General features: G+C 62.3%; 15 protein-coding genes. 10 read left to right on the top strand and 5 right to left on the bottom strand.

What is annotated here, in order from left to right; translation table 11 throughout:
- Nucleotides 1–243 precede the first annotated feature (243 nt).
- The 5 genes from HA399_RS11430 (at nucleotide 244) to HA399_RS11450 (ending at nucleotide 5,313) form a co-directional block, all read left to right on the top strand.
- Entirely contained in the window at nucleotides 244–603 is a 360-nt protein-coding gene (locus HA399_RS11430; protein WP_404325051.1) for a hypothetical protein, read from the top strand.
- A complete protein-coding gene (locus HA399_RS11435; RefSeq protein WP_404325052.1) occupies nucleotides 603–1,391 on the top strand; it encodes a YjbF family lipoprotein in 789 nt (262 codons plus the stop codon). Before HA399_RS11430 ends, HA399_RS11435 begins: the two co-directional genes overlap by 1 nt.
- The gene (locus tag HA399_RS11440) at nucleotides 1,385–2,281 is read left to right on the top strand and encodes a hypothetical protein (RefSeq protein WP_404325053.1); all 897 of its coding nucleotides are present in this window, start codon (nucleotides 1,385–1,387) and stop codon (nucleotides 2,279–2,281) included. The genes HA399_RS11435 and HA399_RS11440 overlap by 7 nt, the downstream gene beginning before the upstream one ends.
- Nucleotides 2,282–2,381: 100 nt before the next feature.
- Nucleotides 2,382–4,904: a YjbH domain-containing protein gene (locus HA399_RS11445; protein WP_404325054.1), complete on the top strand. Its 2,523-nt coding sequence runs from the start codon at nucleotides 2,382–2,384 to the stop codon at nucleotides 4,902–4,904.
- A gap of 79 nt (nucleotides 4,905–4,983) precedes the next feature.
- Nucleotides 4,984–5,313 carry a YkgJ family cysteine cluster protein gene (locus HA399_RS11450; RefSeq protein WP_054556269.1) on the top strand — a complete coding sequence of 110 codons (330 nt, stop codon included), beginning with the start codon at nucleotides 4,984–4,986 and terminating at the stop codon, nucleotides 5,311–5,313.
- Between the two features lie 74 nt (nucleotides 5,314–5,387).
- On the opposite strand, the gene HA399_RS11455 is transcribed toward HA399_RS11450, so the two are convergent.
- Both HA399_RS11455 and HA399_RS11460 read right to left on the bottom strand, forming a co-directional pair.
- The gene (locus HA399_RS11455; protein WP_404325055.1) at nucleotides 5,388–7,112 is read right to left on the bottom strand and encodes an acetyl-CoA hydrolase/transferase family protein; all 1,725 of its coding nucleotides are present in this window, start codon (nucleotides 7,110–7,112) and stop codon (nucleotides 5,388–5,390) included.
- A 354-nt stretch (nucleotides 7,113–7,466) separates the two neighbouring features.
- Nucleotides 7,467–8,408, bottom strand: a complete 942-nt coding sequence (locus HA399_RS11460; RefSeq protein ID WP_043334148.1) for a LysR family transcriptional regulator — start codon at nucleotides 8,406–8,408, stop codon at nucleotides 7,467–7,469.
- 307 nt (nucleotides 8,409–8,715) lie between these two features.
- Between HA399_RS11460 and HA399_RS11465 the strand changes: the two genes are divergently transcribed.
- Nucleotides 8,716–9,015 carry a hypothetical protein gene (locus HA399_RS11465; RefSeq protein ID WP_043334118.1) on the top strand — a complete coding sequence of 100 codons (300 nt, stop codon included), beginning with the start codon at nucleotides 8,716–8,718 and terminating at the stop codon, nucleotides 9,013–9,015.
- A 16-nt stretch (nucleotides 9,016–9,031) separates the two neighbouring features.
- Entirely contained in the window at nucleotides 9,032–10,444 is a 1,413-nt protein-coding gene (gene ppnN, locus HA399_RS11470; RefSeq protein WP_277876238.1) for a nucleotide 5'-monophosphate nucleosidase PpnN, read from the top strand.
- A 203-nt stretch (nucleotides 10,445–10,647) separates the two neighbouring features.
- Here ppnN and HA399_RS11475 read toward each other — a convergent pair whose 3' ends face one another.
- The 3 genes from HA399_RS11475 to HA399_RS11485 all read right to left on the bottom strand — a co-directional run bounded on the left by HA399_RS11475 (nucleotide 10,648) and on the right by HA399_RS11485 (nucleotide 14,161).
- Nucleotides 10,648–11,064 (bottom strand): hypothetical protein, encoded by a 417-nt coding sequence (locus tag HA399_RS11475; RefSeq protein ID WP_054556270.1) that lies wholly within the window; start codon nucleotides 11,062–11,064, stop codon nucleotides 10,648–10,650.
- A gap of 69 nt (nucleotides 11,065–11,133) precedes the next feature.
- Entirely contained in the window at nucleotides 11,134–11,595 is a 462-nt protein-coding gene (locus HA399_RS11480; RefSeq protein ID WP_043334117.1) for a flavodoxin domain-containing protein, read from the bottom strand.
- A gap of 544 nt (nucleotides 11,596–12,139) precedes the next feature.
- On the bottom strand, nucleotides 12,140–14,161 hold the full coding sequence (locus tag HA399_RS11485; RefSeq protein ID WP_107336348.1) for a TonB-dependent receptor domain-containing protein: 2,022 nt from the start codon (nucleotides 14,159–14,161) through the stop codon (nucleotides 12,140–12,142).
- A 719-nt stretch (nucleotides 14,162–14,880) separates the two neighbouring features.
- Between HA399_RS11485 and HA399_RS11490 the strand changes: the two genes are divergently transcribed.
- The 3 genes from HA399_RS11490 (at nucleotide 14,881) to HA399_RS11500 (ending at nucleotide 17,339) form a co-directional block, all read left to right on the top strand.
- Nucleotides 14,881–15,789: a LysR family transcriptional regulator gene (locus HA399_RS11490; protein WP_043334115.1), complete on the top strand. Its 909-nt coding sequence runs from the start codon at nucleotides 14,881–14,883 to the stop codon at nucleotides 15,787–15,789.
- Between the two features lie 148 nt (nucleotides 15,790–15,937).
- Nucleotides 15,938–16,369, top strand: a complete 432-nt coding sequence (locus HA399_RS11495) for a secondary thiamine-phosphate synthase enzyme YjbQ (RefSeq protein ID WP_404325056.1) — start codon at nucleotides 15,938–15,940, stop codon at nucleotides 16,367–16,369.
- 76 nt (nucleotides 16,370–16,445) lie between these two features.
- Nucleotides 16,446–17,339, top strand: a complete 894-nt coding sequence (locus HA399_RS11500; protein ID WP_404325057.1) for a hypothetical protein — start codon at nucleotides 16,446–16,448, stop codon at nucleotides 17,337–17,339.
- Nucleotides 17,340–17,462 lie beyond the last annotated feature (123 nt).

The raw sequence follows: 17,462 nt of genomic DNA on the forward strand, positions 1-17,462 counted from the left end.
CCAGGGAATACGGTCATGACAGGAACACCTCAGGACGAGGTCGCGCCACGGAGGATGCCAGGGATGGTGTCAGGGACGGCGCTCTTCTCCTCTATCGATATCTTCAGCAGCAGGGTTGGATGATCGCCAGCATCTGCTGGCAGCCTCGACGCCGATGCCTCAGTCCTTGAGTCATCACATCGTGGTCTGACATCCCTCCCTGGTCGGCTGACCGCCGACAATGCTCATCAAGGAGAGTTATCCATGCGCAAGACACATCTCGGAGCCATCATCGGCCTGACAGGTGCCCTGCTTCTCGCTGGCAATGCCATCGCGGAAGAAGAAGCGCCTCAGGGTGCGACCGGCACCATCGGTACGACCGGTACGACTGGGACTACCGGCACGACTGGGACCACCGGCACGACTGGGACTACCGGCACTGTGCCGACAGGTAGCGCAGCCGGCACCGGCACTGCCAGCCAGAATGCCACCGGCAGCGTGACGCCGAGCGCCAGCAGCGGCAGCGTCGCTGCAGGTGCGGCCACCGGCACCGTCGGCGGCGGCACTGGCACGACCGGTACCACCGGGACAACCGGCACCACTGGTTCAACCGGGACTCGCTGATGAAGACGGCACGTGCGACGCAACGCTTCACGTTCTCAAGCCCTGCGTGGGGCACGGCAGCTACCTCGGTGGTCTCCCGTGCTCTGCGCAGCAGGTCGTTGGCGGCCTTCGGTACCCTCGCGTGCCTGGTGTCGCTGTCCGGCTGTGCCCAGATCGTCTCGAGTTCGCTCGGTGACGTGATGGGCAAGGACGAGTTTGACGCCACACGTGCCAGCGAGCTGCCCTATGCCTCCCTCAAGCTGAAGCATGCCAACAGCACCGCGCTGGTGGTTCTGGCGACGCTGGAAGGCAATGGGCGCATCGCGCGTTTCGAGAGTCGCGACCGCGGCATCCTCGAATTGCGCGATGGCGTCCTGTCCGCCACTTCAGGCTTTGCGCGTGATGTGGCAGACAGGCGTGAGCAAAGTACTACCGGGCGCGCTCTGGCGCGTCCGGCCTGGTTGATGGCCAGTGGCACGACCTATCAGGTCAGTGTCAGTGCGCTGTCCCCCTACCCGCGTCGGCTGGAGCGTCAGGATGCCGCCTCCACCGGCAGCCAGCGCCAGGACGACGTCGCCGTGATGCAGGTACACGAGGCCACGGCGCGACTCGAATGCGAGGCCGCCGCCCCATATTCGCTGCCGCTGGCAGAACTGCCGCTGCAGCACTGCCGCGAGATTCTGAGCTGGGACGATGGCAGCACCACGCGCAATGACCTGTGGCGCGACGAGAACCGCGTCTGGGCGGCCGACATGACGGCCTGGCCCGATGGCCCGCGGTTCGGTTGGGAGGTCGCCAAGGCATGGTGATCCCCGTCTTCGCATCGCTGGCCCGCCTGTCATCACTGGCCCGCCTGAACAGCGCCGCCCTCCTGCTGCCACTCGGGCTGAGCGCACTGCTGGCCGCGCCCCTGGCGAGCGCTGCTGACACCCCGCTGCCGTTCAGCGCCGCGAGCACGCCGCTGGCCAGTCAGGTGCTGCAGGCGCAATGGGATGGCCTGGCGCCGTCAAAAGCGCTGGATTGGCGCTACAGCTTCGTCAGCACGCCGCTGATTCGCCAGCAGATGGCCGCGCGGGCCAACCGCGTCAGCGCCGAGCTCGAACTGATCGCGGCGCGCTACGCCGTCGGCGCGAAGGACGCTAGCCCTCAGGCGCGTTACGCCGAGGCATTGCAGGCCTGGCAGGCCTATGTCGAGCAGGGCCGCGCGCCGGACACTGACGCCGTGGTGGCACGCCTGCCCGGTCAGCTCGACCCGCGCCGCGACATGCGCGATGGCCCGCAGGCGATTCGCATCGCCCCGGGCATGGTGGTCGGTGCCTGCCAGGCGCCGCGCAGCGTGGTGATTCTGGACGCCACCGGCGTTCACGAGCGCAAGTGGACGCCGAATCTCAGTCTGGACGCGCTGATCGATGAGCGCGCCGCTGCCGGCGGTATCGGGCCAGCCGTCGAGGGCAGCCTGGTGACGCCGCAGGGCCAGGTGCTGACCCGCCCGGTGGCGAGCTGGAATCGTCTGACCAGCGGCGATGCCGACCTGCCCGTCGCCCCCGGCGCCAGCGTGGTGATCAGCACGCCGGGCATCGACACCGCGCAGCAGTGGGTGAACGAGGCGCTACCGGCCTGGCTCGCCAGCCGCCTGCCGGGCCATGCCTGCCAGAGCTGGCAGCTGGACGCCGCGAAGCTGCCGACGCCCCCGCGCTAGCCGTCGAGCCTGCCCCGGCGCAGCACACTGCGCCTGACCCGCGAACCCAATCCCTTATTCACGTACGTGAGCCCCTGGCTTGCGTGCATGCGAGACGCCCATGTCGAGTCCTTTTCGCCCTGCCAATCACGTTACGCACTCACGCCCCGAGCAGCGCCCTGCCCTGGCACGCAATGGCTGGCTGGCACTCGGCATGGCGGGCGGATTGCTGGGCGCGCAGATCGCCCATGCGGCGACCGGCGAATCCCAGAGCGACTTCGGTGGCGTGGGTCTGATGCAGACGCCCACGGCGCGCTTTGCGCCCCAGGGCGAATTGAGCTTCACCTACAGCCGCACCCAGCCCTACAAGCGCTTCAGCGTCAACGCGGCACCCTTCGACTGGATGGAGCTGGGCTTTCGCTATGTCTCGGTGGAAACCGTCAGCTATGGCGCGGCCGCCCCGGACCGCGACTACCTGGATAAATCCTTCGACACCAAGTTCCGCCTGCTGCAGGAAGGCCGCTATCAGCCCGAAGTCGCGGTGGGTCTGCGAGATCTCGGCGGTACGGGCCTGTTCAGCTCCGAGTATCTGGTCGCCAGCAAGCGCTACGGCGACCTCGACTTCAGCCTGGGCCTCGGCTGGGGCTATCTGGGCACGCGCGGCGACTTCAGCAATCCGCTGGCAGTGGTGAGAAGCAGTCTCGAGACGCGCAGCGACTCGACCAGCGATGACGGCGGCGACTTCCAGCTCGGCAGCATGTTCAGCGGCAGCCCGGCCGTCTTCGGCGGCATCGAATACCAGACGCCCTGGGACCCGCTGACCCTGATGCTGGAATACGAAGGCAATGACTACTCCGACGAGCCACTGACGGTGGAGATCGAGCAGGACTCGCCGGTCAATCTGGGCGCGACCGTCAAGGTCAATGACAACCTGTCGCTGCATGGCGGCTGGGAGCGAGGCAACACCGCCATGCTCGGGCTGTCGCTGTCGACCAATCTGGCCGGGCTCGCCCAGGCCAAGGACGACGGCACGCCGGAAGCGGTCGCCCCCAGCACCCACAGCCGTTATCGCAACGACCAGACACCCGAGGCCTTCCGCGTGCGCTCGCTCAACGCGAACACCTCCTCGAGCACGGCGCCCTCCACCGCCAGCACGGCCCATTCGGCAGGCGTGACGGCAGAGCCGTCGGCCCATAAAGAGCCTTCAGCGCATGGAGAGCCTTCAGCGAACAGAGAGCCCTCAGCGCATGGAGAGCCGTCAGCGGGTAAGGAGCCGTCAGCGAATAAGGATCAACAAGGCCGCCTGCTGACACTCGACTCGTTCGGCGGCGCGCCCGCGGACTCCCCGCTCGAGCCGGGCGCGGCTGATGACCCAGAGGCAGAAGGTCTCCCGCGTCTTGCCGACGTCGACTGGGACGCACTGGCCGATACCCTGCGCGCCCAGAGCGGCCTTGAGGTGTCACAGCTGCGGGTCGAGGGCGACACCCTGATCGTCGAGGCCGAGGCGACGCGCTTCCGCGATGACCTGCAGGCCGAAGGCCGCGCCAACCGCGTGCTGCATAACCGCCTGCCCGCCGAGATCACCACCTTCCGCTATCGTCTGAGCAGCAATGGTCTGGCGCTGCGCGAAGATGAGCATCCGCGCCAGCCCTTCGTGGCCGCCGCCAATGACCGTCGCTTCGGCGCCGAATACGAGCACTCCATCACTGCCCACGCCGCCTCGCCCCGTGCCACCTCGCCCAATAGCGCCGATGATGCGGCACGCCAGGCGACAGGGGATGGCGTCAAGCTGGCGCGCGAGCCGTTCGGCTTCAGCTGGGGCTTCTCGCCGAGCCTCAAACAGAACTTCGGCGGTCCCGATGGCTACCTCTATCAGCTCAACCTGCAGCTGGACGCCCTGTGGCGCACCGACCGCAATGGCTGGTTCACCGGCGTGGCGACCTATCAGCTCGCCGACAACTTCGACAGCTACGAGTACATCGCCGATTCCGAGTTGCCGCGCGTGCGCACCTACGTCGGGGAATACATCAAGGAAACCGACCTGGGCATCACCAGCCTGCAGTACAACCGCACCCACCAGTTCGGGCGCGACTGGTACGCCCAGGCCTACGGCGGCATTCTCGAGATGATGTACGCCGGGGTCGGTGCCGAGCTGCTCTATCGCCCGATGAACAGCTCGCTGGCGCTGGGGCTGGACATCAACCGCGTCCGCCAGCGCGAGTTCGACCAGCAATTCGGTCTGCGTGACTACTCGGTCACCACCGGTCACGCCACCGCCTACTGGCAGTCCGGCTGGCACGATGTGCTGGTCAAGGGCTCGGTGGGGCGCTATCTGGCCGGTGATGTCGGCGCGACGCTGGACCTGTCGCGCAGCTTCTCCAACGGTGTCAGCGTCGGCGCCTGGGCGACCCTGACCGATGCCGGCGATGACTACGGCGAGGGTAGCTTCGACAAGGGGCTCTACGTCAGCATCCCGCTGGATGCCTTCTTCACCACCTCCAGCAAGGGCAGCACCGGCTTTGCCTGGGCACCGCTGACCCGCGATGGTGGCGCACGCCTCAACCGCCGCTATCAGCTGTATGACATGACGCGCGATCGTGATCCCGAGACTTACTGGGAAGGCATCGACAAGGTCTACAAGTAATCCGCGCGTGAGTGTGTTTCACTGCCGGCTGAAGCGTGCCGATGTTGGTGCCTGACTCACTGTGGCTGACCCTGACCCGATGAATATTCCGATTACCGACGTCTCGCCGGCCACTGCCGGCGCTGCGACACCCGCCAATCACGAGATCGCCTGCAGCAACTGCCAGGCCTGCTGCTGCCGGCTTGAGGTCATCCTGCTCACCGATACCGGCGTGCCGGACTACCTGATCGACGAGGATGAATGGGGCGGCGAAGTCATGCGCCGCCTCGACGATGGCTGGTGTGCCGCCGTCGACCGCGAGACGCTGATGTGCACCATCTATGACCGCCGGCCGCAGCTGTGCCGCGATTACGAGATGGGTAGCCCGGAATGCGAAGACGAGCGCCTGGAAAACGGCCTCGATCAGTAGGCCGCCTGCTAGCGCTCGTCCTGGTTGTTTCTCCCAAACACCCTGCCTGAGAGCGCCCTGCCTGATGTGCTATCTCAGGCAGTGGCGTCCGGCAGCGACGGGGTCGCTTCTTCAAGACTTGGCCCGGGTGCCGTGCGCATGGCGCGCATATGCCCTTTCACCTCTACCTCGCGATGCCAGCTCAGCGCCTGTTCCAGACAATGTGGCGTATGGCCGCCACGCTGGCACGCCTCCTCGAAGTAGGCGCGCAGCGCAGGGCGATAGCTGGGGTCCGAGCAGTTCTCGATCACCTGCACCGCTCGCTCGCGTGGCGCCAGACCGCGCAGATCCGCCAGCCCATGCTCGGTGACCAGGATGTCGACATCGTGCTCGGTGTGGTCCACGTGGCTGGCGAACGGCACCACGCTCGAGATATCACCGCCCTTGGCCAGTGACTTGGTGATGAACACCGACAGCTGGGCATTGCGCGCGAAATCGCCGGAACCGCCGATACCATTCATCATCCGCGTGCCGCAGACATGGGTGGAATTGACGTTGCCGTAGATATCGAATTCCAGCGCCGTATTGACCGCGATCACGCCGAGGCGCCGCACGATGCCCGGATGATTGGACAGCTCCTGCGGGCGCAGGATCAGGCGGTCACGATAGCGTTCGAGGTCCTTCCACAACGTGCGGCCACGCTCCTCGGTGACCGTGATGGAGGAGCCGGAGGCGAAATCGAGCTTGCCGGCATCCAGCAGATCGAAGGTGGAATCCTGCAGCACCTCCGAGTACATGGTCAGGTGCTCGAAGGGCCCTTCCTTCAAGCCACTCATCACCGCGTTGGCCATGCTGCCGATGCCCGCCTGCAGCGGCAGCAATGCCGGTGTCAGACGTCCCAGCGCGACTTCCTGCTTGAGCAGTTCGACCAGATGGCCCGCCATGCGTTGGGTGCCGTCATCCGGCAGCGTGCAGGTCGAAGGGCTATCACTGCCGCGGGTCAGCACGATGGCGGCGATTCTGGCGGGGTCCATCGGGATATAGGGCGTGCCGATGCGCGAATCCGGCGCGACCACCGGAATCGGCTGCCGGCTGGGGCGCATCTGCGGAATGTAGATGTCGTGCAGCCCTTCAAGCGCCGCCGGCGACTCGAGATTGAGCTCGATGATCACCTTGTCGGCGAGAATCGCATAGCTGGCCGAGTTGCCCACCGAGGTGGTCGGCACGATGCCGCCATCGGCGGTGATGGCGCTGGCCTCGATCACCGCGACATTCATGTCACTCAGCTGATGATTGCGCAACAGCTCCACCGTCTCGGACAGGTGCTGGTCCATGAACATGACTTCGCCGGCATTGATGGCACGGCGCAGCACCGGGTCGACCTGAAACGGCATGCGCCGCGCCAGCATGTGGGCGTCCGCCATCTGGCCGTCGAGGTCATTGCCCAGCGAGGCGCCGGTCATCAGCGTGATGGAGAACGGCTCGCGACGCGCCTTCTCGACCAGCGCTAGCGGCAGAGCCTTGGCCTCCCCCGCCCGCGTGAAGCCACTCATGCCCACCGTCATGCCATCGTGAATCAATTCGGCGGCCTGGCTGGCGCTCATCTGGCGCGACTGCCAGTCAGGCCAGCGACAGCGACGCGCGACCTCGGCATGCTGCTCCGGGCTCAGCTCGCCGACCTCCATACGCGCCAGCAGCGAGAAGACCTCGCTTGATGCAGCTGCTGCGACAGGCGCGGCTGCTGCCTCGGAAGCAGTGGAGGCTGCGGAGGCTGACGGAGCATGAGGCGTGACACTGGAGCGAGAACCGGATAAAGACACGACGGCAGAACCTCCTGATGGGCAAGACACCACGAAATGAGCAAACAAGGCGCTGGCAAGACGCTGACTGAGCCAAGCATAGCCAAGCCTGAAATAGCCAGGGCTGTAATAGCCAGAGCTGTAATAACCAAGCCTGAAATAGCCAGGTCTGTAATAACCAGGCGCTGGCTTTCAGCATCCCACGCAGCACGCCGCCCCCGCATCAGGCCTTGGTCGCAAGGCGGCGGCAGTGGCTGGAACCAGGTGGTGCACAAAGGGCGACGCCACACGCGGCGCAGATGGCGACGGCGAGACACGAAAAAGCCCGCTCATGAGGAGCGGGCTTTCGGGAGGCGCAGATGACGACGCGAGGCGTTACACCATGCTGTCGAAGTCCATGTTGTCGAAGCTTTCCGGCGCATCAGCGTAGCCGTAGAGCGTGTTGCGACGCTGCAGGCGGAATTCGCCCAGCAACTGCTCGTAGCGGCGCGGCACCTCGGCATTGTCACGCGTCACGATGTAGAGGTTCTCGTAGACGGCTTCGGTCAGCGGCATCTCGCGCACCTGACGCTGCCACGGCGAGGTTTCCAGCACCGTGCGCGAGACGACGGTGAAGCCCAGACCACGCGCCACGGCGTCCAGCACCATGCCGATATCGTTGGTGAAGCCCTGCTGCGGGAAGTGGCTCATGGAGCGGAATTCGCCGGCGAAGTTCTCTCGCAACAAGGCACTGGCATTGTTGACGCCATCGGCGTAATTCATGAAGCCCAGCGCCATCAGCTCATTGAGGCTGTTGCCGGCGAAGTCGGCGGGCACTACCAGGCACAGCGGCTCCTGATGCCACAGCTCGAAGTTCAGGTCCGGATGCTTGACCGGCTCGGTGACGATGCCCAGGTCGAAGCGACCCGCCAGCACGTCCTGCACGATCTCGGAATTGAAGGCGAAGCTGTAGCTGACCGTCAGCCCCGGGTGCTGCTGCTGATAGCCCAGCGTGAACGGATAGAACATCAGCCCGACGCTTGAGGGACTGGCCACGCGACATTCGCCACTGTCCGGGGAGTCATCATCCAGCGAGTGCATGAACTGGGTGTGCTCGGCGAACAGCTTGATGGAGTAGTCATAGCAGCGACGCCCCGCTGCGGTCAGCGAGAACTTGCGTCCCTGGCGATTGAGCAGCGAGCGGCCCAGATACTGCTCCAGCTTGCGAATATGCTGGCTGACGCCGGGCTGGGTCATCTCCAGCTTGCGCGCGGTATGGGTAAAGCTGCCGGTCTCCACCAGTGTGATGAAGGTACGAAAATACTGGGCGTTGAACATGAAGGCACTGACCACTCACGAACGGGGGACGCGACTCGGCGCATCGTGTTGCCGGCGACGACCTGCATGACGCAACTGCCATGTCTGCACAGGTGCCACCGACCCGCAAAGCACATGATTCTACCAGAGCTGGCCGCCATGCGCAGCGCTGCGCCCCGCCACTCTCGCGTGTTAGCATCATGGACAATGCCAGCTGCCACCTTGGCTGCGTCTGCCGTGTTCAACGCCACGGCGACGCGCCAGGGCCCGGCGCTTTACCCCTGTCCTGGCCAATCTTCGGACTGGCCCGAAACACGAGATGCTCTAGATGTCTGATGCTCTGGCTGCACGCGGCGAAGCCATTCACAAGGCGCTGCTCGCCATGGAAAGCGACTGTGCCGAAAATGACCTGTTCCCGCTGGGGTACATGATTCCCCAGGTGGAACTGGTGCTGGAAAACGCCGATTACGATCCCGAGGATGTGGTCGCGGAAGACTTTGACGCCACCTTTGAAGAGTGGATGCAGCACGCCTTTGCCCAGGACAGCATGAGCGTGGACGACCGCGAGCGCATTGCTGAACTCTGGGCAGAAGCCCGGAAACGCGCCCAGACCACCGTGGGCGCCTGACACAAGGAAGACAGTCATGAATTCTGTCACCAGCGAAGCGACGACCTATTCACGTGATGCCAGCTCCATGCTGGTCTCGACCATCATCTCGCCGGAAGGCAGCCTGGAAGTGCTCTCCCAGGATGAGGTCAATCGCCTGCGCGATACCTCCTCCAACGGCTTGCACGACATCCTGCGCCGCTGTGCACTGGCCGTGCTCAACTGCGGCAGCCAGACCGATGACAGCGTCGCGGTGCTCAACGCACACAAGAATTTCGAGATCGAGGTGCTGCAGCAGGACCGCGGCATTCGCCTCAAGCTCGACAATGCGCCCGGCGATGCCTTCGTCGATGGCAAGATGATCCGCGGCATTCGCGAGCATCTCTCCAGCGTGTTGCGTGACATCGTCTATGTGGCCAACGAGATCCAGAACACTCCGCGTTTCGATCTCACGACCACCGAAGGCACCACCAATGCGGTGTTCCATATCCTGCGCAACGCCGGGGCGCTGAAGTCCTCGCGTGAGCCGAGTCTGGTCACCTGCTGGGGTGGGCACTCCATCAACCGCGAGGAATACGAGTACACCAAGGACGTGGGTTACCACCTCGGCCTGCGTGACCTCGACATCTGCACCGGGTGTGGCCCGGGCGCCATGAAGGGCCCGATGAAGGGCGCCAACGTCGCGCACGCCAAGCAGCGTCGCACCGAAGGTCGCTATCTGGGCATCTCGGAGCCGGGCATCATCGCCGCCGAATCGCCCAACCCGATCGTCAATGAACTGATCATCATGCCGGACATCGAGAAGCGCCTTGAAGCCTTCGTGCGTACCGCACATGGCATCATCGTCTTCCCGGGCGGCGTGGGCACCGCCGAAGAGATTCTCTATCTGCTCGGCATTCTGCTGCACCCGGAAAACAGCGAGCTGCCGTTCCCGGTCATCTTCACCGGCCCGGCGTCCAGCGCCGAGTACTTCAAGCAGATCGACGAGTTCATCGCCTACACCCTGGGCGAGGAAGCGCGCTCGCGCTACACCATCATCATCGACAATCCGGTCGAGGTGGCACGCACCATGCGCGGTGGCATCGACGAGGTGGCGGAATTCCGTCGCCAGCATCAGGATGCCTTCTACTACAACTGGCGTCTGCATATCGCCCCGCACTTCCAGCAGCCCTTCGCGCCGACCCACGCCAACATGTCGGGCCTGGCGCTGCACCGCAACCAGCCGGTGCACGAACTGGCGGCCAACCTGCGTCGTGCCTTCTCGGGCATCGTCGCCGGCAACGTCAAGAAGGAAGGCATCGAGGAGATCGAGCGCGACGGCCCCTTCCGCCTGACCGCCGAAGCCGAGCTGATGGAGCGTCTCGACGCCCTGCTCACCTCCTTCGTCGCCCAGGGCCGCATGAAGCTGCCGGGCAGCGATTACGTGCCCTGCTACACCCTGTGCAAGTAAATGGCCCGGTGATGGCACGCTGAGGCGTGTCGTCACCTCATCAGCCATCACAAGAGCGCCATCACAAGAACGCCCCGATCATCGCTGATCGGGGCGTTCTTGTTGGTACGTGCTGCTACCTCTGCAAGACCAGTCTACAAGGTCTGTCTGGAAGATCTTGCTGACAGGGCCTCGAAGACCTCAAGGGCCTCAAGAGTCGAGGCTCAGCCTTCCTCGCCACGGCGGCGCTGCATCCACATGCTGATCACATGCGCCAGCAGGCCCAGCGTCAGGCCATCGACCAGCACCTCAAGCGCACCTTCCTGGGGACGGTTGAGCATCGGCGCAGCGAAGTTGAAGGCCGCCATCGCCGCCAGTCCCACCACCAGCCAGACCAGCAGGCGACGCATCATCGTCGGCACCTTGGCCTTGGCGGTGTCTGACAGCTGGCGATAGATATAGATGCCCAGCGCGCTGACGGCGACGGCAAAGCCGACGATCAGCATCAGACGCGTATTCTCGCCACTCATCAGGAAACGCGGAATATTGGCGACCATTACCACCGCCAGACCCGCCAGCACGGAGACGCGCTGCGGCGTCAGGTTGCGGGCACGCGGATGATCAGGATTCAGTTTCGGCATGTGAAGCAGTCTCGATGAAAGAACGGACAACAGAAGAAGCAGGCGGCGGGCGACCCCACCGCCGCAGTATCAGGCCGTGGCCGGCAGGGTCGGAATCCAGCTCTCGACCCACGGCAGCGCCGCGTCGTCGGCCATGAAGGTTTCCATGGCGTCGATCTCGAGACGCTCGCCGTGGCGCGTGGCGCCCAGGTCGGCCAGACGCTCATCCAGATGACGCCCCGCGCCACAGTAAGTCTCGCCGTAGGAGCTGTCGCCCAGGGCGATCAGACCGTAACGCAGCCAATCCAGCGCCGGGGACTCGGCAGACAGCGCATTGAGGAAGCCGGTCAGGTTGCCCGGCACATCGCCACTGCCGGTAGTGGAGGTGACGAACAGCGCCAGATCAGGGCGCGCGTCAGTCAGGTCGGCCAGTGTCGGCTGGTCGAGCACCTCGACCGTATAGCCGGCCTGCTCGAACAACGGCTGAACCTGCTCGGCCACATCCAGTGAACCGCCATACATCGTGCCGACAAAAATCTTCAGAAGCGCCATGCATCCTTCCTTATTCGAACGATCACCCGCCAGTGACGGGAACGTGAGTGCAGTGCGAAGAGTCGCGCAGACGCTCTCCGACATTTGGTCGCGATGGTAGCACAGCCCGCCTGCGGGACGCAGGCGGCAGGCGGGCCTGGTGCGATGAATCGATAGCACAGCGTGGCCGCGAGACGCAGGCAGCAGGCAGCAGTCAGCAGGCGGGCCTGGTCTGATGAATCGATAGCACCGCGTGGCCGCGAGACGCAGGCAGCAGGCAGCAGGCAGCAGGCAGCAGGCAGCAGTCAGCAGGCGGGCCTGGTCCGATGAATCGATAGCACAGCGTGGCCGCGAGACGCAGGCAGCAGGAGCTGGCAGCAGGAGCTGGCAGCAGGAGCTGGGAGCCCCCTTCTGAGCGCCCCGCAAACAAAACAGCGCCACCGTGAAGAACACGATGGCGCTGCGAGGGTCTTGCCAGTGAAGCATCCTGCGTTGCGAGCCTGGATCACGATCGCTGGCGATGAATCCCTGTCAGGTGCGAACTTGCGGGTTCAGAGCCTTCTGATCAGAAGCGGTACGCCACTGACAGACGCACGTCACGCCCCGGACTGGTGATGGCGCCCGTCGTGATGCCGCGTGCGCTGTTGGGTTCCAGGAAGTAGGTGTTCTGATCGGTATATTCCTTGTCGAACAGGTTGTAGATACCGGCCGTCAGCGTCAGGTCCTGCATGTCACGCGGCACCCAGCTGGCGTAGACATCGTGCGTGGCGTAACCGGCGCGCTCGCTCTGATCATCCGGCAGGTCGGTGAGGCGCTCGTAGGCGGTCACGGTCCAGCCGATCGTCATCTGCGGGTCAACGAAGGTGTAGCGGTTGTCCAGGCTCCAGCGATCACCGGTCTGGTTGCCCAGGCCCATGTCGTCGACCACGGTCTCGCCCTGATTGTCTTCCAGGTCCATGGTCAGGTAGCCCAGCGTCATGTCCCAGCCGCCGATGCCGTAGGTGGCACGCGCCTCGACACCCTTGCTGGTGACGATGCCTTCCATGTTGTAGATGGTGGTTTCGCTGCCGACGGTCTCATCGGTGATGTAGTTGTCGAAGTGGGTATCGAAGTAGGTGACTTCCAGGCCAGCGCGGTCACGCTGGGTGAGGAGGTCATTGCCCTTCCAGCGCGCGCCGACTTCGGTGCTGCGCGAGGTCTCGGCCTCGAGGCCCGGCTCGACGGTCAGCGTCTCGCCGACACCGACGCCATCGTCGGCCAGGATGGCTTCACGGCCCTTGTTGCCGCGCACTGCCGTGGAGTAGCCGGTGAACAGCTCGACACCGCCGCCGACACGCCAGTTGAGGCTCGCGTTCGGGCTGACATCAGTGTCATCCAGCGTCTCGCCATTGGCGTATTCGGTCTTGTAGTCATCGACACGCGCGCCGAAGGACAGGTCCACCGCGCCGAGCGTCATGCGGTGCTGGGCGTAGAGCGCGAGGTTGCGGGCCTTCTCGTCGAAGCTGCCGGTGCTGGATTCGTCGTAGACGTAATCGCTACCCAGCGTCAGACGGTTGTTCATGTCCTCGGGGCCGAAACGGAAGGTGTTGTTCAGGTCACCGCCGTAACTCTCGACATCAGCGTTCAGCTCAGCGCCGGTGGAGACGGTGGTGCGGTCCAGCTCGGTCTTGGTGTGGAAGACGTTGGTGTGCACGTCCACCAGACGCGAGCCCGGCTCATAGTCATAGTTGGCGGTATAGGTGTCGCGGCTCAGCTCGGTGTCGACCTTCACGTTGTTGAACGGCTGACATTCCATGTTGGGACGCGTGCAGTAGATGCCGCTGTCCTCGTTGTGCTCGGCACTGATGCGCAGGCTGTGTGCGCCCTGGTCGAGCAGGCTGAACTTGCCGAAGTAGCTGCGCTGATGGCCGCCGGTGCCTTCCTCTTCATCACCGCCGCCGGTGCGGTAGTCATCGCTGTTGCGTGCGCTGGTCGAGAACAGCAGGCCCGCGTTCGGCGCGACTTCACCGTAGACGGACAGCGTGCCCTTGACGGCATCTGCCGCGGACTCGGTGCTGCCCTTGACCATGCCGCCGAAGGTCTCACCCGGCTCGAGCAGGTCCTGGGCATCCTTGGTGACGAACTTGATGCTGCCGCCCAGGGCGTTGGGGCCATTGTCGGCGGCGCCCGGTCCGGCCTGGACTTCGGCGCGCTTGAGCAGTTCCGGCTCGATGTTGAAGCTGGAGCTGTGGTGGAACAGATAGCCGTTCTGGCTGGCACCATCGACGCTGATGTTGAGGTTGGTGTCTTCCAGACCGCGCACGTAGATCATCTCCGACGAGGCGGTGGTGCCGCCGACGGTGACGGACGGCGTATCACGGAAGACATCCTTGAGGTCATGCGCCTGATGCAGCGCGATCTCTTCGCTATCGATGACCGCGGTCGCGTTGAGGCGATCGTCCTCGATCTGCAGCGTGTCCATCTGCAGCGTCTCTGCATTGGCAGTACTGGCACACAGCAGCGCAATGGCTGCCACCAGCGGACGCGGAGTGAAAGCAGTGGCGCGGGAAGCGCTGGCTGCCACGCACGGAGAGAGGCGATCGGTCATGAGCGGTGGGTTCCCAAGATTAATAATAATAATGATTCTCTTTGCGAACGAGATAATGCACGCGTTTGCACATTTGCGTCATCAACACTTCCTGCAACGCCGCTCTGCAACTTCTGCAAACAGGCCGCGTCATTTCTCATCACTCACAGCGCCAGATTGTGCCTCAACTGCCAAAAACGGCCCGATTTGCACACTTTTTCACCCGTGCAGCCACCAAATTCACTTTTTTATCACCTGTCTGTCATCAGATACGGAACCATCGCCAGCCACTGACGTCTTAGCCGACATGCCTCGACAAGTGCCTGGCCCACGCAAATTTCTCGCTTCACGGCAGAGTTTCGTCCGGCGGAGATCGGATTTGCGCAATGCATGCGACTTTAGATGCAACACTACGAGCAGAGTGATATAGTTAGCGTGCTCAGATTAAGGGCGCTTGCTGTCACGCCAAGGCAGTGCCCTGTCATGGCTTCGGCCCTGAGGATATCTGCAGCAGATGCAAGACCTGTCGCCGCGCGCTGAGGTGCTCGGCTGGCAGTGACGGTTGTTGATCGATGAGCGCGTCTTTGCCCGGGGGCATCCCCCTGCGGCCTGAGGGGCACGGTCATCGACAGGCAATCCGTTGTGCAGCGACTGGCGCTGCAACGGGCCCGTTTGGCCCGTACAAGGTGGGTGTTTCCCTGACGGCGCACCCCGACCCTCTGAACAACCGGACCTATTCGATGAGCGATATCGACGCCTACAACACCTTCCTGATGGTCGCAGACCTCGGCAGCCTGTCCCGCGCAGCAGAACGTCTGCGCCTGCCCAAGTCCACCGTCAGCCGTCGCCTCGACGCCCTTGAGGGCCGTTTCGGCACTCGCCTGGTCGAGCGTGGTCATCGTGGCATTCGCCTGTCAGAAGCCGGCGAGACCCTTTACCGTTACGCACGCTCGATGGCCAATCTCGATGATGAAGCGCACCGCGCCATCGAAGACCGCCAGTCAGACCTCACCGGTACCATCCGTATCCACGCCACGCCGTCGCTGGGTCGTCACTTCCTGGGTCACGCCCTGACCAGCTTCCTGTCGGAGCACGAAGGCGTCGATATCAAGCTGAAGCTGTGGCACAACGGTCGCGAGATTCTCGAGAATCAGCCGCACCTGGTGATCGGCTTCCCGCATCTGGCCGGCAGCACCCACGTCTTCCGCCCGCTGACCCACTGGCATCAGGCGGCCTACGCGGCCTCTCACGTCGAGAACCCGGAAGAACTGCCGTGGGGCGAGCTGGAACCGCTGGTGTCCGGCACTTCCCTCTCGCGTCACCCGGAAGACCCGCGCCCGAATCACATCCAGTCAGATGACCTCGAAGTCCTTACCGACTACGTGGCCGATGGCCTGATTCGCGCCGTGCTGCCGACTGACTGGGTCAACACCCTCAGCGAGCGCAACGGCCAGTCCTTCAAGCGTCTGGAATGCAGCGAGATCCCGCCGGTCGAGATCGGCATGCTGCTGCCGCGTGGCCCGATCCCGACCCGCGTACGCATGCTTGCCGACTGGCTCGCCCGCGAGATCGGCAAGTCAGAGCCGGAGCGCGTCACCGCCAAGGCCGCCCGCCGCACCGTCAGCGAAGCCGCCACCACTGCCGGTTGATGGCAGTATTGCTACGCTGACTCTCACCCTCGCGGTGAAGCAATCCAGCGCGGCACGCTGCAAAAAGGCCAGCCCTCAGGGGCTGGCCTTTTTCGTTCTGACTTGTCATGTTTAGCATGTACTGAATCAACGACAGGCAGGGCTTCTCATGTGGCAACGCGACACTCTCACCCTCTCCGCCCGCAAGCGCGGTTTTCACCTCATCAGTGACGAGGTGGAGCAGGCGTTGGCCGAAATGCCGCCGATCAGTGTCGGCCTGCTGCATGTACAGCTGCTGCACACTTCCGCCTCGCTGACGCTCAATGAGAACGCGGACTCCGACGTGCGCCACGACATGGACGCCTTCCTGCGCCGTCTGGTGCCCGGCAACCTGCCCTACTTTCGCCACACACTGGAAGGCGATGACGACATGCCTGCCCACGTACTTGCCAGCCTGATCGGTACCCAACTCACACTTCCCGTCGAAGCCCGCCGCGGCGTCAACCGCCTCACCCTAGGCACCTGGCAAGGCATCTGGCTCGGCGAACACCGCGATCACGGCGGCAGCCGTAGGCTGTGTCTGACGCTGAATGGAGAATAATAACTGTGTTGGCCAACTACTAAATATTACATATAGTTAAACTGTCTACAACGACTAATCAATCACAAGAGATATAATGACCAAGTATAACTTGCAGGCTAAAGTCTTAGGGAAGTACCGACCGCTCACTATCACCAAAGATGACTACACAAACATTAAAAGCAGCATTGAATATTTCAAACACACATTACAACTAGAGACAAACTTTGATATAACTTTCAGACTATACATTGAGGCAGAAAAAGAGATGCTTAACATAGCCTCCAACCATTCTTTTTATCCTAATATAAGCAATGAGATATTTTACGAATGCAGAGTAATCATGAATGCTAGAATAAACTCTTTTCTTTTATCAGCTAGGTTTTACCTGGATAAAATAGGCCCTCAAACCATAAAATCTACCAGCCCTGAGCTTGAGAAAGAACTACAAAAATTCATTTCCAATATCTACGATACTTGCCAATATTATCCCTTAATGTACAGGATGAGGAACTACGTCGCACATGGGGAGCAGCCTGTGCATATTGTTTCTCTGCCAAGCTCCTGGGTAGACGGATATCAAAGTTTAGAGTTTAGCTGTGAAATCTACTCGGAAAAGAAATCACTCCAAAAAAGCAGCTCATATAACAAATCCATACTAGAACCTTTTGCTGAAAAAATAAATTTAATGATTGGTCTAAGGAGTTATATGAAAAATTTATGGAAAATATTAGAGAAACAAAGAGAATTAAGAAAAAAACATCAGAGCGAATGTTATAACACAATCCACAATACATTAGAAAAATATCGAGAGCACGAATCAAAGTATAGCTTGAACATCCCATTAACTGCACAACGGATAAATAGCGAAGACCATGTGACTGATAATATCATAATCCAAACCAATCAAGCTAATTTATGCGCAAACTTAGAAAACAAGCATAAATTACTAGAAAGCTTAGATAAAAGCTATATCACAAGCAAACACTAACATTTAATTTTTAACTTCTGACAGCGATCAACGAAAATTGCATCAACATTATTGCTTGACAGCATATGAATAAAAACCACCACTACTACTTTAAAATAAAGAAAAAAGGCCGCGAGTGATCGC

Source organism: Cobetia sp. UIB-001 (genome assembly GCF_044789135.1).
Lineage (GTDB): Bacteria > Pseudomonadota > Gammaproteobacteria > Pseudomonadales > Halomonadaceae > Cobetia > Cobetia amphilecti.

Excerpts from the sequence above, each read along its gene's own strand:
- HA399_RS11435 (WP_404325052.1), top strand. The coding sequence starts at position 603 with ATGAAGACGGCACGTGCGACGCAACGCTTCACGTTCTCAAGCCCTGCG.
- HA399_RS11460 (WP_043334148.1), bottom strand. The coding sequence starts at position 8,408 with ATGTTCAACGCCCAGTATTTTCGTACCTTCATCACACTGGTGGAGACC.
- HA399_RS11465 (WP_043334118.1), top strand. The coding sequence starts at position 8,716 with ATGTCTGATGCTCTGGCTGCACGCGGCGAAGCCATTCACAAGGCGCTG.
- HA399_RS11440 (WP_404325053.1), top strand. The coding sequence starts at position 1,385 with ATGGTGATCCCCGTCTTCGCATCGCTGGCCCGCCTGTCATCACTGGCC.
- HA399_RS11490 (WP_043334115.1), top strand. The coding sequence starts at position 14,881 with ATGAGCGATATCGACGCCTACAACACCTTCCTGATGGTCGCAGACCTC.
- HA399_RS11485 (WP_107336348.1), bottom strand. The coding sequence starts at position 14,161 with ATGACCGATCGCCTCTCTCCGTGCGTGGCAGCCAGCGCTTCCCGCGCC.
- HA399_RS11500 (WP_404325057.1), top strand. The coding sequence starts at position 16,446 with ATGACCAAGTATAACTTGCAGGCTAAAGTCTTAGGGAAGTACCGACCG.
- HA399_RS11450 (WP_054556269.1), top strand. The coding sequence starts at position 4,984 with ATGAATATTCCGATTACCGACGTCTCGCCGGCCACTGCCGGCGCTGCG.
- HA399_RS11445 (WP_404325054.1), top strand. The coding sequence starts at position 2,382 with ATGTCGAGTCCTTTTCGCCCTGCCAATCACGTTACGCACTCACGCCCC.
- HA399_RS11480 (WP_043334117.1), bottom strand. The coding sequence starts at position 11,595 with ATGGCGCTTCTGAAGATTTTTGTCGGCACGATGTATGGCGGTTCACTG.
- HA399_RS11475 (WP_054556270.1), bottom strand. The coding sequence starts at position 11,064 with ATGCCGAAACTGAATCCTGATCATCCGCGTGCCCGCAACCTGACGCCG.
- ppnN (WP_277876238.1), top strand. The coding sequence starts at position 9,032 with ATGAATTCTGTCACCAGCGAAGCGACGACCTATTCACGTGATGCCAGC.
- HA399_RS11495 (WP_404325056.1), top strand. The coding sequence starts at position 15,938 with ATGTGGCAACGCGACACTCTCACCCTCTCCGCCCGCAAGCGCGGTTTT.
- HA399_RS11430 (WP_404325051.1), top strand. The coding sequence starts at position 244 with ATGCGCAAGACACATCTCGGAGCCATCATCGGCCTGACAGGTGCCCTG.